We start from the raw sequence: 15,404 nt of genomic DNA, 5'->3' as shown, positions 1-15,404 counted from the left end.
GTTACAGAAACAATTTATATTAGGAATTTAACCATTAAGGAATTAAGAAAAATTAAGCGCTAAATCTTAATGAAACTTAATTCCTTAATGGTTTAAAAAAGCTATATTTTTTTATACATTAATAGTTACTACATAGCCTTCTGAACCACGGATATTAAAAACCGTTCCATCTTCAAAAAGCAAGTATTGTCCTTTTATTCCGGTAAGTTTTCCTTGAAACTGTGGTATTTTATCTAAGCTTAAACTGTTTACTTTAGTTGGATAATGCAATACAGGATAATGCATCTCATATAAATCATTCTTCTGCGAATAGAAATAATCCTGAACTTCCGTTGGAATCAAATTCTCAACCTTCAATCGTTCCGCGATTAAGTCGATTTGTTCGACATTATTCGAGAGCATTTTTCTCCAATTCGTTTTATCGGCATAATGATTCTTCAGCGCCACCTCCGTAATTCCTGCTAAATAGCGATTCGGAACTTCCACAATCGAAATCGCTTGGGTTGCGCCCTGATCAATCCATCGAGTTGGCATTTGCGTTTTTCTGGTCACTCCTACTTTGACTTCACTAGACAAAGCTAGATAAACAATATGCGGTTTCAACTGCACTTTCTCTTCATACGCCAAATCCCTATCTTCAATTCCAAGATGCGCGGTACTCAATTCCGGTTTCATAATCCAATCTCCAACAGCTGCGCTGGAATAAAAGCAATCATAACAAAATCCCTGACGAAAAATTTTTTTCTTCTTCCCGCAATTCAAACATTGGTACCCCACAAAATTGATTTCCAGCTCTTTATTTAACAACTGATTCACATTCAAAAAACTATTCTCAAAAACCAAGTAATATTGAATTGGGTTTGCAAATTCGGTCTGCATTTTTGTAAGTACGCCTTCGTATGTCATTGTGATTAAAGTTTCGGGTTTAACGCAACAGTTAAACAAATTTTGTTATTTTTGGTAAAGTTATAACTCACAATTCATAATTCATAATTTAAAAATGCCGCTAACCATAATCAATTCGTTTGCCTCTTGGGTTCTTAAACAAAGAATTCATCAGATCGAACTCTTCCTAAAATATCCAAATGAGGTTCAGGAAGAATTGCTTATGAATTTAATTAAGTCCTCTAAAAACACTGCATTAGGCAAAGAATATGAGTATGCATCGATACATTCCTACGCGACATTTGCCGAAAGAATTCCTATTTCGACCTACGAAGATTTACAACCGCTTATTGAACGAACCCGCAAAGGAGAACAAAATGTTTTTTGGGAAACACCAATAAAATGGTTCGCCAAATCAAGCGGTACAACCAATGCCAAAAGTAAATTTATTCCAGTAAGCAATGAAGCCTTAGAAGATTGTCATTACAAAGGCAGTAAGGATTTGCTATGCATGTACTTAAACAACAACGAAGATTCCGAACTTTTTCTTGGAAAAAGTCTGCGTCTTGGCGGAAGTTCTCAAATCTATGAAGACAACAATACATTTTTTGGAGATTTATCCGCAATTTTAATTGAAAACATGCCTATTTGGGCGGAGTTCAGCAGTACGCCGAGCAACAAAATTTCCTTAATGAGCGAATGGGAAACGAAAATTGCTGCGATTATAAACGAAACAAAAAACGAAAATGTAACCAGTTTCGCCGGAGTTCCTTCTTGGATGTTGGTTTTAATGAACAAAATGCTGGAAGAAACCGGAAAAGGAAATTTATTAGAACTTTGGCCAAACTTAGAAGTCTACTTTCACGGAGGCGTAAATTTCGAACCATACCGAGAACAATACAAAAAAATACTCCCTAAAAAAGAGTTTAAATATTACGAAATATACAATGCTTCTGAAGGCTTTTTTGCCATTCAGGATTTAAATAATTCCAGTGATCTATTGTTAATGTTGGACTACGGAATTTTCTATGAGTTCATTCCAATGGATACTTTTGGGACACCGGAACAAAAAGTAATTCGATTGGCAGATGTGGAATTGTTCAAAAATTATGCTTTGGTGATTACTACCAATTCTGGTTTGTGGCGCTATTTGATAGGCGATACCGTTCGTTTCACCTCGTTGAATCCGTACCGAATTCGGGTAACGGGAAGAACCAAGCATCACATTAATGTTTTTGGAGAAGAATTGATGGTCGAAAATACCGATCAGGCTATTGCCAAAGCGTGTAAAATGACCCAAACGGAAGTAGTTGATTACACCGTTGCTCCAATATTTATGGAGGGCAAAGAAAAAGGCGCCCATGAATGGATGATTGAATTTAAAAACCCTCCTGCTGATGTATCGCAATTCCAAAAAGCATTAGATGAATCCATACAATCTTTAAATTCAGATTATGAAGCGAAACGCTACAACAACATGACATTAAATCCGTTAGTAATCAATGTAGCGCGGAAAAATTTGTTTTATGATTGGTTAAAAGACCGTGACAAATTGGGCGGACAACATAAGATCCCAAGACTTTCTAACCAAAGAGATTATTTGGAACAACTGAAAAGTATGCAGTTTCATACTGTATAAAAATTGAAAAGATGAAAAACACCTTCTACATCTTGATTACACTTTTTATAATAAGTTCATGTGGACCGCACAGAATGCGTTGTGGAGCCAGAGGAATTTGTAAATCTCCCGAAAAACAAACATTTGAACAGCCTCAAAAAATAAAGCATAAAATTACTGTAGCGTTTTATACCTTACCAAATAAGTATTCTAAATATAAAAGTTATTCTCTTAAACAAACACTCACTTAATGTGCAGTTTTTATTTGCATATCCAGATCAAAAAATTAAATTAACATCATGATAGAAAACATCGCCTATTTTGTTGCAGCACTTTTAATTTTAATTATTTTGATTGATTTGTATTTATTAGTTCGAAAAACACTTGTACTTAAAATAAAATATTATTCAGAACTAGCGAATAGAATTAAACCTAAGGAATCTGAAAATCTCCCGACCAGCAAACATGACTAAAACCTGAAAAAGCGTTTACCGTTAAAGCCTAAAAAAAGGCTATCCAAAAATGATTGCGGAACAGCCCTTTTTATTATTTTATAATTATATAATTACTCCTCCTCCATCATATCAATATGCCTGTCGTGGTAGCCTAAAAGATACAAAACACCGTCCAGACCTAAGCTGGAAATAGAACTTTCTGCTTTTTCTTTTACCGTAGGTTTGGCATGAAAAGCAATTCCTAAACCTGCCAAATTCAACATTGGCAAATCATTAGCGCCATCACCTACCGCAATAGTTTGATTGATGTGAATGCCTTCTTTATCAGCAATGGCTTGAAGGTATTCTGCTTTCTTTTTACCATCAACAATTTCGCCTAAATAATTACCCGTCAATTTTCCGTCTTTGATTTCCAATTCATTGGCGTGAACATAATCAATCCCTAATTCCTTTTGCAGGTATTTTCCAAAAAAGGTAAACCCTCCGGATAAAATAGCGGTTTTATAGCCGTAATATTTTAAGGCTTTCATTAAGCGATGCGCTCCTTTTGTTATAGGCAGATTTTCAGCAACTGTTTGCAGCACATCCTCGCTCAAACCTTCCAACAACGCCATACGTTGCTTGAAGCTTTCGCTAAAATCAATTTCGCCATTCATCGCTGCTTCTGTGATAGCTCGTACTTGCTCACCCACTCCAGCCAATTCAGCCAGTTCATCAATCACTTCGGTTTGAATTAATGTCGAATCCATATCAAAACATACTAAGCGACGGTTTCTTCGGTACATATTGTCTTCCTGAAAAGAAATATCCACATCCAATGTTCTGGAAATTTCCATAAAACTCGCCGTCATAAACGTTTTATCTACAATGGTTCCCGTTACCGATAATTGTATGCAGGAACGCGGAAATTCATCTTTCTCCAAAATAGAAACCCTGCCGGTTAATCTTTTGATTGCGTCAATATTCAAATTTTGGTTGGATAGTATTTTGGTTACCGCTGCCAGTTGTACAGCAGTTAATGTCTCACCCAAAACATTAATGCTATAGCGTTGCTTGCGTTGCCCTTTGACCCATATTTCGTAATCCGCAATAGAAATCGGTATGAACTTTACCTTCACACCCAATTCATAGGCTTTAAACAATAAATCTTTCAGAACAGGAGCGGAAGAAGAACCCGCTTTTATTTCAAATAAAATACCTAAAGAGAGTGTATCATGAATATCTGCTTGACCGATGTCTAAAATAATAGCATCATAATTCGCCAAGATGGATGTCAAACCAGCGGTTACTCCGGGTTTGTCCTGACCTGAAACTTTTAGTAAAATTACCTCTACATCTTCTATTTGCATTTTGTATATATTTGATTTAGAATGGACAAAAATCGACAATCTGACGTTGATAAAAAAAAATATTGCTCCTTTTTTCAAACAATAGCAAATAGTGTAATTTCCCCATAAAAAAACCTGTCCAAATGAATGAACAGGTTTGTATTTTTAAGAAAAATGCATTTTTTATGATGCAATCTCCAAACGTTTCAATAAATTTTTATTCAACGTTTCTTTAGCGTAATCCACATCAATTTCTAATATTTTATCCTCAGAACTTGGTAATTCATACATCGCATCGGTTAAGATAGCTTCACATAATGAACGTAATCCACGAGCTCCTAATTTGTATTCTAATGCTTTATCCACAATAAAATCTAAGGCTTCATCTGTAATGGTAAAAGTTACTTCATCCATCAAAAACAATTTCTCGTATTGTTTGATTAATGCATTTTTAGGTTGTGTCAAAATCGCACGCAAGGTTTCTCTGTCTAAAGGATCCATGTGTGTCAAAACTGGTAAACGACCAATAATCTCCGGAATCAATCCAAAATCTTTGATGTCTTTTGGAATAATGTATTGCAACAAATTGTCTTTATCGATATTATCCACATTTTTTGAAGTCGAATAACCAACGGCCTGACGATTCAATCGTTTCGAAATAATTCTTTCGATTCCATCAAAAGCACCACCGGCGATAAACAAAATGTTTTGTGTATTTACCTCAACAAATTTTTGGTCCGGGTGCTTGCGTCCTCCTTTTGGTGGCACATTCACAACGGTTCCTTCCAATAATTTCAATAATGCTTGTTGCACCCCTTCACCGGAAACGTCACGCGTAATAGACGGATTGTCACTTTTACGTGCAATTTTATCTATCTCGTCAATGAATACAATTCCGCGTTCTGCTTTGGCAACATCATAATCCGCAGCTTGAAGTAGACGCGTCAAAATACTTTCAACATCTTCCCCAACATAACCTGCTTCAGTTAATACTGTCGCATCGACAATAGCCAGAGGCACATCCAACATTTTTGCAATGGTTTTAGCCACCAATGTTTTTCCTGTTCCTGTTTGTCCCACCATGATGATGTTACTTTTTTCAATCTCAACCTCATCGTCTAATTGCTGTTGCATCAAACGTTTGTAGTGATTGTAAACCGCAACCGACATTACTTTTTTAGTTTGGTCCTGTCCAATTACATATTGATCCAAGAACGCTCTGATTTCTTTTGGTTTTTTCAAAATCAAATCTCCAACCAGTTTGGAACTTCCGCTGGATTTTAATTCCTCTAAAACGATTCCGTGAGCTTGTTCGATACATTTATCACAAATATGTGCATTTATACCAGCAATCAACAATTGGGTTTCTGGCTTCTTTCTTCCACAAAACGAACACTCTAATACTACTTTTGCCATTCTTTTTTTGTTTAAAGTTTAAAAAGTTTAAAGTTTAAAGTTCCCGCGGCAACCTTAAACCTTAAACCTTAAACTTGTAACTATTTTTATCCTCTTATTAAAACCTCATCAATCATTCCGTATGCTTTTGCTTCATCTGCTTTCATCCAGTAGTCACGTTCACTATCCGTATGAACTTTATCGAAAGTTTGCCCCGAGTGCTGAGATATAATTTTGTACAACTCATCTTTCAGTTTCAACATTTCGCGTAAGTTGATTTCCATATCAGTGGCAACTCCTTGCGCTCCGCCTGATGGCTGGTGAATCATTACTCTTGAATGTGGCAATGCCGAACGTTTTCCAGCTGCTCCTGCACATAATAACACTGCTCCCATAGAAGCTGCCATTCCTGTACAAATTGTTGCTACATCTGGTTTGATGTATTGCATTGTGTCATAAATCCCCAATCCTGCGTAAACGCTTCCTCCTGGAGAGTTCAAATAAATCTGAATATCCTTAGAAGCATCGGCGCTTTCAAGGAACAATAACTGTGCTTGAACGATGTTTGCAATTTGGTCGTCAATTCCTGTTCCCAAGAATATAATTCTATCCATCATCAATCTGGAGAAAACGTCTAATTGTGAAATATTCAACTGACGTTCTTCAATAATATATGGAGTCATGTTTTTAGGAGTCATTGCGCCTACGATTTTATCGTAATACATAGAGTTTACGCCGTGGTCCTTTGTAGCAAATTTTTTAAATTCTTTACCGTAGTTCATCTTTTTATAAGTTATGAGTTATGAATTATGAGTTATGAATTCTTGACAGAACCTATAACTCTTCTCTTTTTTGTTTAGCCCAGATAGCAGTGAAAAGCTTTTTGAAATCACGTTACAATTTTTTCTTGCAGGAAAAGAGCGACCAAAGGAAGCTCCTTTTCTTGTTTAGAAAAAAGTAAACGAGATGAAAAAACTTGCAACGAATAGCTGGATTTGCTCCTAAAATCAATTCAGGATAAATTCAAATAAAAGAGCGCCAAAAAATATTTTTTCTGACGCTCAAATATAACTATTTTTTATTGTTTCGTATCTGTAATCAAATCATAAAATTTTAATAATCTCTCGCTCTTAGGGCTTTTGACTTTCGACTTTACGACAGTACAAACTCTGATTTATTCTCCGTAAGAAGCAGCGATAAATTCATCGTAAGTCACTTCTTTAGTAGTAGGATTTGCTTTCTCTTTGAACAATTCCAATAATTTCTCAGCAACAACTTGGTCCGAAAGTCTTTTTACTTCGTCTTGGTTAGACAAAACTCTAGCTACAATTCCTTGAACTTCTTCGTCAGTAGGATTTGTTTGCCCGAACTGCGCCATTTGCTGACGGATATTTTTTGTAGTGAATGTTTTCAAGTCTTCAAAAGTGATTTTGATGTCAGATTGAGCCATTGCTCTACCTTCGATCAATTGAAAACGCAATCCTTTTTCAGAACGTGCATATTCTACTTCAGCTTCCTCAGGAGATAATTTTTTCTCACCAACAGTTTGCAACCATTTTTTAAGGAATTCAACAGGTAAATCAAATTTTGTGCTTTCGATTAAAAACTCAGTAACATCACCTAATAATTTTTGGTCCGCTTGCTGTGCAAATTGATTTTCAGCATCTTCTTTGATTTTAGCTTTCAATTCTTCTAGTGAAGAAACAGTTCCAGCTCCAAACAATTTGTCGAACAATTCTTGGTTCAATTCAGCTAATTCAGCAGTGTTGATTGCTTCGATTGTGAAGTTTACATCAACCTCTAAACCGTGAACATCATCATGACTTACTTTCATCACGTCCATCAATTGGTGGTCGTCTTCAAATAAACCTTTCGTATTTACAGTCACTACATCACCTACTTTTTTACCTATGAACAAGTCAAAAGTCGCTTTGTCTTTGAAAAGATCAGCAGCAATAGTGGTAGCATTATTAATTCCTTTTTCTTCGTTTGTGAATGTTCCCGTTACATCTGAATCTGCAGCAACAACTTCTTGAGGAATTGCAGTTCCAAATTGTTTTTGGATTCTTTCCACTTGACCGTCGATTAATTTATCGTCAGCAGTAACCACATATTTTACGATGTCGTTTTTAGCTTCAAGATCCAATTCGAAATTAGGAACCAATCCTATTTCATATTCAAAAACCAATTCTTCAGCACTCCAATCAAAGTCTTCGTTTACGTTAGCAAGTGGCGTTCCAAGAAGGTTTAATCTTTCTGATTGTACGAAACGCTCTAGAGCCAAATCAACAACTTTCTGAACTTCTTCTTGTTTAATCCCTTTACCGTATTGTTTTTCAACAAGATCTTTAGGCACAGCCCCTTTTCTAAATCCCTTAACAGTTGCCAAAGGCATTTTTTCGTTTATTCTTTTTGCAACTTGTCCTTTGTAATCCATGTGAACAACAGTCATTACAATTGTTTCCGTCACAGCGTCTATTGCTACTCTTTTGATATCCATCTTCTTCTTTAATTTACATAATAAAATTGGACTGCAAAATTATAAAATTTTTGCAACCCAAACAAGCTTTTTACCATTTTGAATTTTAGACAGTTATTTGACAAAATCACAGGCTGGAAAAGGAAAATAATTTGGGCGTGTCCCTGCAGATTGCTTCGTCGTTCCTCCTGGCAACTTTGGGTCAGGCTGTTCGTTATAATCTTTTATTGCGCTACGCTTCATAAAAGGATTTTCACTGCCATCCTTCACGCGGGCCGTGGTTTTCAAGAATAAAAAGTTGCTTTGAAATTTTGTAATAATTTATTTATATATTTGAAGAAAGATAAAACAAAACAAGGTAGCGCAAAGCCAACCACAATCGGATGTATAAGCGCTAATTTGTATCTGCTACTTGAAAGTTAGCGGTCAGGCAAAACCGAACTCAAAAATCACCATTTAATCAAGTAACATCTATGGGGCAATACAAAGCAAACTCGATAAATTCTCAAAATTTCAATTTAACATTTGACAATCAAAAAATTGGGGAACTAATTTATGAAAAATGGTATTCTTTCAACGCTGAAATTATAATGTCTGACGGTGCAAAATATCAACTTGAACCAAAAGGTTTTTGGGACTCTAAAATTGAGTTGAAAGACGGCACAAAAGCTTTATTAGAATTTAAAATGGGTTGGAAAGGAATAATTATCAAAACCTTTTTTGATAACAAAGAAGATACTTTTTTACTAAAACTTAACGGACTTTTGAGTAGTAAGTTTGTTTTAATTGACACAGACAAAAGAGAGTTAATGGTTGCTGAAACCGATTTTAAATGGAATAAACTTAACTATGACTATAATATTGAAACAACCCAAAACTTCGACAAGTTTGACAATAAGGAATTATTAATACTAACAATATTGCACTGCATAAATTACTATATGACAATTATTATATCAGCAGGATAAAATGACAAAAGAAGCACAAAAAATGCCCGAACCGCTAACAGCCGTTTGGCGTGATTGGGGTTTTGGGCTGAATTTAAGGATAGATTTGTGTTTGGAAAATTTGTGTTTAACAGATAAATCCCGCATCTTGAATCCCCAATCTCGCCAAGCGCCAGAATGTTGTATATCATTTAATAAAAAATTTAAAAAATGAAAATTCTTAAATATTACCCTCTAATTATAATATTTTTTTTATCGTCTTGTTCTACTCAAAAGAAAACTGATGATAAAGTAAACAGTAAGATTAACACTAAAATAAACAAAGATTACATTGCGAGTAGAAAAACTTTCTATGGAAAGTTAAATGAGGTTGAATACAAAGAAATTCGAAAAAGTATTATTGCAGAATTGAAAACAGTAATTCCTGATAAAAATTCAATATTAATTAATTACCATCAAAACGGCAATAATTGTCATGAATATGGATTAAAAGAAAATTCTGCCAAAACGGAAATTGATAATAGCATTAGAATTTCTGCTAGAATGTCGAAAAATTATAATGCTACAGATTTTTTTATTTATTCGACAGATTACCCAAATAAAAGAAATGTTGAAAATAGTAAAATTTTTATTTTAGATAGTGGATTTTTTAATAAAAATATTTTTACAATAAAAGAAAATTGCAGAGCTTTTTTTATACTTAAGCCTACTGGAGAATTTATGAAATATTATGGTTCTGACTATTATAGTGAAGTGAGCAAATTTCTTGAAATAAATTAAAAAATCCTACAAAGTTTAGCAAGATTGCGAGACTTTGCCAGCGGTTGATTTCAAACCCATATGCAAGTTAGGCTACCTAACTCCAAAAATCTGAATCATACAGAAAATCCTTAAATAATTGTGAAAATAAAAACTAATAAACGTTTTAAAACATTTGAAGTGAAAAATATTATTTACATATTATTTTTGCTTTTTAGTCTATCTATAATTGGGCAAACTGAAAACATAAAAAAGGACTTCAGAGTTGATTTATTAACTATTGAGAAAAACACTAGAGACACTTTAATTGGAACATTTACTGAAATATACTCCGGCAGTAAAAGAATCGAAGCAAAATGTTGTACTGATTTTGATGGAATTGACATTTTTTATATTAATCCTAAAGACATTGTCGATAATAGAATTTACATGAAATTTTATGGAAGGAAATGTAAACCATATAAAAAGAAATTTATAATAAGAGGTGACTTAAAAACAACAATTTACCTCAAATACGGAAAAACAAAATATAATAATAAAATACAGGACTTCGAAATGATGTTTAAAAAATTAAATATAGAACATGACAATTTTAGATGTGGAACTGTTAATTAATACTGTACTCCACAAAGTGTTCTTTCAAAGAATAAATTTGTCGTAAAAGCAGAGAAAATCTCTCTGACTTTGCGCCCACATTAATGAAGAAATAATACAAGAACAACAGCCAAAACCAATAAAAAAAGCCTCGAAAATTATTTTCGAGGCTTTTTAAGATAATTGTTTATGAATTGTAGCCCGTAGCGGAATCGAACCGCTCTTACATGGATGAAAACCATGCGTCCTAACCGATAGACGAACGGGCCTTGTTTTGTATTGCGGGTGCAAAAATAGTGCTATTTTTGAGATGCACAAAGCCAAACCTAAAAACCTTCAAATAAAAATAGTCTCTACTGCATTCGGTAATTGTAATCAATTCAGAACTAACACTTATCAATAATACGATTGTTTCTTAACAAGCTGATTTTTCAAAAAACAAATCTAAAGTCCAATGCGAAGGTGCCACTTGTGACCACAAAAAATAAAAAACAGTCCTTAATTCACCGTTACTTTTGTACTTTTGAAAGCAATAATTAAAATAAATAGATTGACAAAATATTTAAAATATCTCCTTTCACTTTTTCTTGCTTTTGGCATGATGGTGAATGATGGTGCTTTAAATTCTCCATCAAATTCAGCGGATTATTACCAATTCTCGAACGTAGTTCTGAGAAAGGAATTAAACGGTAATTATTCGAAATTATTCCTGTTTCAGCAGGTAAATCAGTTTGAAAAAACGGGATTCTTATTTCACTTAGCTTATCTCCAATTTCAAGATAGTTATAGTCTTCAAATTCCGGTGTTACTAAAATTACAAACGCTGCTTTATCAAAAAGTACGCTTATTTGCAATGCAACACATCTTCATAAACGAGATGATTACTTCCCGAAACTCCTATACAAGTTTATACACAGCTTAGAAATTTCTTTCTACGCATTTATGCAATTCCAAGCATAAAGATGATACCAAATGTCTAAATCATTTATCATTTACAACATGTATAAACACAACAATAAAGCACGTTTAGAGCAACCTAAACGCCCTATTCTTTGGGCAAAAAGAAAAATCATGCTGATCATTACTGCCTTTATGATAGGAATGTCAAACGGAATGAATGTGGGAGACCATACGATTCACGGAAATCAAAATCACACGGAACAACATAAAAAAGATTGATTTGATTGTGTCTTACTGTTATACAATAGTAAGACACATTAAAATATTTAGGATAACTTTTCCAGTTCCTACACCCACACTTTCAACCAAAACAATAGGTTATTTTACATTTTTAAATTGAAAATGTCCCGTTCAAAATCATTTTTTTCTTCTGTACTTATGAGCTGCTGCCAATAATAACAGCCCTAACACTATTATTGAAAACCACCAAAAAATATGTATCCCCATAAACATGTAGGATCCCATGTGCATTTCTCCATTATCGTTATTCAACATAATTTCTAATTTAAATGTTAGAGGGTGTCTTAATGACTCCACAGGATGATTTATAGTTTACACCGACATCAGTACTTCACGAGATAAACGTTTCACTCTGTGAATTTAATAATTCAAACTCAATCCAAAACCCATTCCCATATCGCTGTCATAATGCGTGGTGATTCCAAAATTTCTTTTGACAATATATCGCAAACCGGCCATATATTCGTAATCCGTATTCCACATTAAATTCATGCGTAATCTTTTGGAAACTGGGATATCCATACGTTCAAATTGTAACCTGAAATTCCCGTCGGTATACACTTCGGCTTGTGCTTTGATGAGCATGGGTAACGTATACTCGACTCCGGCACTGAAAACAGCACGATTGTCTTTGGTATTGGTTTGACCAAAAAGATTCTCTTCTGTTTCTCCCATTTCCATTTTTCGGTACCTCCAGTCAAAACCAATGAACGGCATCAACCATTGCATTTTCCCAATGTATCGCCCAATGTGCGTTTCGGTTTCGTACCCGTGATGATTGGTATAGCCCAAACGCCATTCGGTACCAATACTCCAACGCGTGTTTTGAATCATCAACATTCCATCGTTTCCATTGGTAGCAAAATCATTTTCGGCCATCACATGGAAAGCTCTGTCATCAGCAAATAATTTGCGTTGCGCCAATTTCGGATTTGGAATTAAAGGATTTGGCTCTTGATTTTCATAACTAAAAACCCTTCCCATTCCGGCCATCATGTGATAAAGAATGTGACAATGAAAAAACCAATCGCCTTCAACATTCGCATTAAACTCAAGCGTGTCTGTCTCCATCGGCATAATATCGATAATGTTTTTCATCGGCGCGTATTCTTCTTTTCCGTTCAGCACTCTAAAATCGTGTCCGTGTAAATGCATCGGGTGACGCATCATGGAACCGTTGAAAAGTACTATTCGAACATTCTCGCCTTTTTTAATTAGAATTTTATCGGCTTCCGAAACTACTTTATTATCCAGACTCCAGACATAGCGATTCATGTTTCCTGATAATTCAAACCGCAATTCTTTTACCGGTGCGTCTTTGGGTAATGTTGTTTTAGTTGGTGATTTTAGCATCGCATAATTCAAGGTCGTGATTTCTGAAAGTTCATTACTGTTATAATCAGCTTCGGTCATTTTCATACCTTCTTTTTTTGGAGAAGAGTCATCCATTTTCATTTTTCCCATGTCATGCGAAGAATGATCCATTTCACCTTCTTTTTGAACTCCTCCTTTAATTGCTGCAGGACCAGTAATCTCTGGATACATCACCACGTTCATGTCCATTTGATTCAGTGACATTTTCATACCCATATCATCTAAATCGCCATTCATTTTCATCATCCCGTTCATCATCTTCATACCTTCAAAATACTTTAATTTTGGCAAAGGCGAAACCAATTGCTTGATGCCATCTCCCAAATAAAGCGAAGCCGATTTTGTTCGATCCTCAGCAGTCACTAAAAACTCATACGATGTTTTATCCGCAGGAATAGTTACAACAACATCATAGGTTTCAGAAACGGCTACGATTAATCGATCGACTTCAACAGGTTCTACATCATTCCCGTCACTGGCAACCACGGTAATTTTTCCTCCGGCATAATTCAACCAAAAATAGGTAGAAGCACCACCATTGGAAATTCTTAAACGTACTTTATCGCCAGCCTTAAATTGCGAAAGCTGACTTTCACTTTTACCATTAATCAGGAATTTATTGTAATATACATCACTGACATCCATGGCGTTCATTCGTTTCCATTCGTTTGCGACTTTGGTTTTAAAATGTCCTGCTTTTATAGCCTCTGAATAACTCTGCGTAGTTCCTTTTTGAATCGCAAACCAATCCGTGGCATTGTGTAACATCCGATGTACATTTTCCGGTTTCAAATCGGTCCATTCACTCAGAATAATGGGAACGGTTGGCAAATCATCAATTCCTGCTCTAAAAGTCGGGTCTTCGTTTCTTTTATTCATCACAAAAGAACCGTACATCCCAATTTGCTCCTGCAAACCTGTGTGACTGTGATACCAATGCGTTCCGTGCTGAATAATAGGGAACGTATATTTATGCGTCGTTTTCGGCTTGATTGGCATTTGAGTCAAATTCGGCACACCATCTTCTTTATTTGGTAAAAACAATCCGTGCCAGTGCAACGAAGTATCTTCATTTAATTCGTTATGCACGTAAATTTCGGCAATATCGCCTTCGGTAAACGTGAGTGTTGGCATCGGAATTTGTCCGTTTACGGCAATGGCTCTTTTGGGTGTATCACCAAAAGTGACAATCGTATCTCGAACATATAAATCATAGCGAACGGTTCTCGAAGGAGCATTTTTAACAATCTTTCTTACTGGCTCTTCTATAACTTTAGCATTTTCTGTGAGAACGCTTGTGTGATTTTTATGCAAATCATCAGTTGTTGTTTTAGATTCATTAACGGTTGTTTTTACAGGTACTGCTTTTTTTACAACTGCTTTTGGCACTTGCTTTTTTGACACAGATTTTTTTACAGGTTTTCTTTTTTCCTTGATCAAATCCATGCCACATTTGGGACATTTTCCCGGTTTGTTGGCATGAATTTCAGGATGCATTACACAGGTGTAAGTTGTAGGCTGTACCTGAAGAATCTCTATTTTTTTTGAAATACTTCTTTCATTCTTATTTTCCGCTTGCACAAAAGGACAGATAGAAAGTATGAATGCTATTGTTATTATTATTCTCATTTTTAAAATTCTAAATTTTGATTGAATTATTTTATTCTCCTAATTCTATTCACGATATTTAATATAAAAGGACTAAATAATCATTAATGATGCGCTTTATGATCTTCTTTCTTTTTCGTTTTTTTATCCATTGTTTTCATCTTACTGCTGTCCATTTTTTCTTTCTTCATTTTTTCCATCATATCCATCATTTTTTCATTTTTCATCATCTCTTTACACATTCCGGACATCATAGCATCGTCTTCTTTTGATGATTCCATCATTTTTGACATCATGCTATTCATCATTTCTGGATTATCTTTCATCATTTTCATCATATCTTTCATCATATTTTGCATCATTTCCGGTTTCTCTTTCATCATCGCCATCATATTAGCATGGTTTTCTTTCATCATTTCCGGATTATCTTTCATCATTTCTGACATCATGCTTTTTCTCATTTCAGGATCTTTTTTCATCATTCCCATCATTTTAGCATGATGTTCTTTCATCATTTCCTCCATCATCGCTTTTCCATTTTCGCTTTTCATCATGACATCCATCATCTCTTTTGACATACTTTTGCTGTCAGCGATCGTGTTCATGATTTCCATTTTTTTATCGGATTGCGAAAGAACCTGTTTACTGGACTGACAGGAATAAATCAAAGTACTTAAAGTCAGTACGAATGCAATTTTTTTTAGTGTTTTCATGACTGTGAATTTTAATTGTTATACTTAAAGTGAATTTATTATCTCAACC

Annotated in this window: 17 protein-coding genes and 1 tRNA gene; 8 read left to right on the top strand and 10 right to left on the bottom strand. The window is 34.8% G+C overall.

Features of this window, described 5'->3' with window-relative positions; all coding sequences use genetic code 11:
* Nucleotides 1-111 precede the first annotated feature (111 nt).
* Complete coding sequence (locus E0F89_RS03150; protein WP_131908398.1) at nucleotides 112-906, bottom strand: DUF2797 domain-containing protein; 795 nt, start codon at nucleotides 904-906, stop codon at nucleotides 112-114.
* 94 nt (nucleotides 907-1,000) lie between these two features.
* On the opposite strand from E0F89_RS03150, the gene E0F89_RS03145 reads away from it, so the two are divergent.
* From E0F89_RS03145 to E0F89_RS17055, 3 genes are read left to right on the top strand one after another with little or no spacing between them, the layout of a single operon-like run.
* Nucleotides 1,001-2,524 (top strand): GH3 auxin-responsive promoter family protein, encoded by a 1,524-nt coding sequence (locus E0F89_RS03145; RefSeq protein ID WP_131908397.1) that lies wholly within the window; start codon nucleotides 1,001-1,003, stop codon nucleotides 2,522-2,524.
* A gap of 11 nt (nucleotides 2,525-2,535) precedes the next feature.
* Nucleotides 2,536-2,754 (top strand): hypothetical protein, encoded by a 219-nt coding sequence (locus tag E0F89_RS03140; RefSeq protein WP_131908396.1) that lies wholly within the window; start codon nucleotides 2,536-2,538, stop codon nucleotides 2,752-2,754.
* Nucleotides 2,755-2,802: 48 nt separating this feature from the next.
* Nucleotides 2,803-2,976, top strand: coding sequence for a hypothetical protein (locus E0F89_RS17055; protein WP_165929968.1), 174 nt, complete (start codon nucleotides 2,803-2,805; stop codon nucleotides 2,974-2,976).
* Between the two features lie 92 nt (nucleotides 2,977-3,068).
* On the opposite strand, the gene serB is transcribed toward E0F89_RS17055, so the two are convergent.
* The 5 genes from serB to E0F89_RS17420 all read right to left on the bottom strand — a co-directional run bounded on the left by serB (nucleotide 3,069) and on the right by E0F89_RS17420 (nucleotide 8,403).
* Nucleotides 3,069-4,307 carry a phosphoserine phosphatase SerB gene (gene serB, locus E0F89_RS03135; protein ID WP_131908395.1) on the bottom strand — a complete coding sequence of 413 codons (1,239 nt, stop codon included), beginning with the start codon at nucleotides 4,305-4,307 and terminating at the stop codon, nucleotides 3,069-3,071.
* 162 nt (nucleotides 4,308-4,469) lie between these two features.
* The gene (gene clpX, locus E0F89_RS03130) at nucleotides 4,470-5,702 is read right to left on the bottom strand and encodes an ATP-dependent Clp protease ATP-binding subunit ClpX (RefSeq protein WP_131908394.1); all 1,233 of its coding nucleotides are present in this window, start codon (nucleotides 5,700-5,702) and stop codon (nucleotides 4,470-4,472) included.
* A gap of 86 nt (nucleotides 5,703-5,788) precedes the next feature.
* On the bottom strand, nucleotides 5,789-6,463 hold the full coding sequence (gene clpP / locus E0F89_RS03125; RefSeq protein ID WP_131908393.1) for an ATP-dependent Clp endopeptidase proteolytic subunit ClpP: 675 nt from the start codon (nucleotides 6,461-6,463) through the stop codon (nucleotides 5,789-5,791).
* A 392-nt stretch (nucleotides 6,464-6,855) separates the two neighbouring features.
* Nucleotides 6,856-8,181, bottom strand: a complete 1,326-nt coding sequence (locus E0F89_RS03120; RefSeq protein ID WP_131908392.1) for a trigger factor — start codon at nucleotides 8,179-8,181, stop codon at nucleotides 6,856-6,858.
* 93 nt (nucleotides 8,182-8,274) lie between these two features.
* Entirely contained in the window at nucleotides 8,275-8,403 is a 129-nt protein-coding gene (locus E0F89_RS17420; RefSeq protein WP_262709509.1) for a hypothetical protein, read from the bottom strand.
* Nucleotides 8,404-8,633: 230 nt separating this feature from the next.
* On the opposite strand from E0F89_RS17420, the gene E0F89_RS03115 reads away from it, so the two are divergent.
* The 4 genes from E0F89_RS03115 to E0F89_RS03100 all read left to right on the top strand — a co-directional run bounded on the left by E0F89_RS03115 (nucleotide 8,634) and on the right by E0F89_RS03100 (nucleotide 10,481).
* A complete protein-coding gene (locus tag E0F89_RS03115) occupies nucleotides 8,634-9,128 on the top strand; it encodes a hypothetical protein (protein ID WP_131908391.1) in 495 nt (164 codons plus the stop codon).
* Nucleotide 9,129: 1 nt separating this feature from the next.
* The gene (locus E0F89_RS03110) at nucleotides 9,130-9,321 is read left to right on the top strand and encodes a hypothetical protein (RefSeq protein ID WP_131908390.1); all 192 of its coding nucleotides are present in this window, start codon (nucleotides 9,130-9,132) and stop codon (nucleotides 9,319-9,321) included.
* Nucleotides 9,318-9,887, top strand: coding sequence for a hypothetical protein (locus tag E0F89_RS03105; RefSeq protein WP_131908389.1), 570 nt, complete (start codon nucleotides 9,318-9,320; stop codon nucleotides 9,885-9,887). The genes E0F89_RS03110 and E0F89_RS03105 overlap by 4 nt, the downstream gene beginning before the upstream one ends.
* Nucleotides 9,888-10,046: 159 nt before the next feature.
* Entirely contained in the window at nucleotides 10,047-10,481 is a 435-nt protein-coding gene (locus E0F89_RS03100; protein ID WP_131908388.1) for a hypothetical protein, read from the top strand.
* Nucleotides 10,482-10,657: 176 nt separating this feature from the next.
* Here E0F89_RS03100 and E0F89_RS03095 read toward each other — a convergent pair.
* Both E0F89_RS03095 and E0F89_RS03090 read right to left on the bottom strand, forming a co-directional pair.
* Nucleotides 10,658-10,729: transfer RNA gene (locus E0F89_RS03095), tRNA-Glu, on the bottom strand.
* Between the two features lie 267 nt (nucleotides 10,730-10,996).
* Nucleotides 10,997-11,314: a hypothetical protein gene (locus E0F89_RS03090; RefSeq protein WP_131908387.1), complete on the bottom strand. Its 318-nt coding sequence runs from the start codon at nucleotides 11,312-11,314 to the stop codon at nucleotides 10,997-10,999.
* A 118-nt stretch (nucleotides 11,315-11,432) separates the two neighbouring features.
* Between E0F89_RS03090 and E0F89_RS03085 the strand changes: the two genes are divergently transcribed.
* The gene (locus E0F89_RS03085) at nucleotides 11,433-11,639 is read left to right on the top strand and encodes a hypothetical protein (protein WP_317126077.1); all 207 of its coding nucleotides are present in this window, start codon (nucleotides 11,433-11,435) and stop codon (nucleotides 11,637-11,639) included.
* 381 nt (nucleotides 11,640-12,020) lie between these two features.
* On the opposite strand, the gene E0F89_RS03080 is transcribed toward E0F89_RS03085, so the two are convergent.
* Both E0F89_RS03080 and E0F89_RS03075 read right to left on the bottom strand, forming a co-directional pair.
* Nucleotides 12,021-14,663, bottom strand: coding sequence for a multicopper oxidase domain-containing protein (locus E0F89_RS03080; protein ID WP_131908386.1), 2,643 nt, complete (start codon nucleotides 14,661-14,663; stop codon nucleotides 12,021-12,023).
* A gap of 83 nt (nucleotides 14,664-14,746) precedes the next feature.
* Complete coding sequence (locus tag E0F89_RS03075) at nucleotides 14,747-15,355, bottom strand: membrane or secreted protein (protein WP_131908385.1); 609 nt, start codon at nucleotides 15,353-15,355, stop codon at nucleotides 14,747-14,749.
* Between the last annotated feature and the right edge of the window lie 49 nt (nucleotides 15,356-15,404).

The organism is Flavobacterium caseinilyticum, from assembly GCF_004349085.1.
GTDB lineage: Bacteria > Bacteroidota > Bacteroidia > Flavobacteriales > Flavobacteriaceae > Flavobacterium > Flavobacterium caseinilyticum.
The sequence above is the reverse complement of the archived record's forward strand: the minus strand, read 5'-3'. Positions and strand labels throughout refer to the sequence as shown.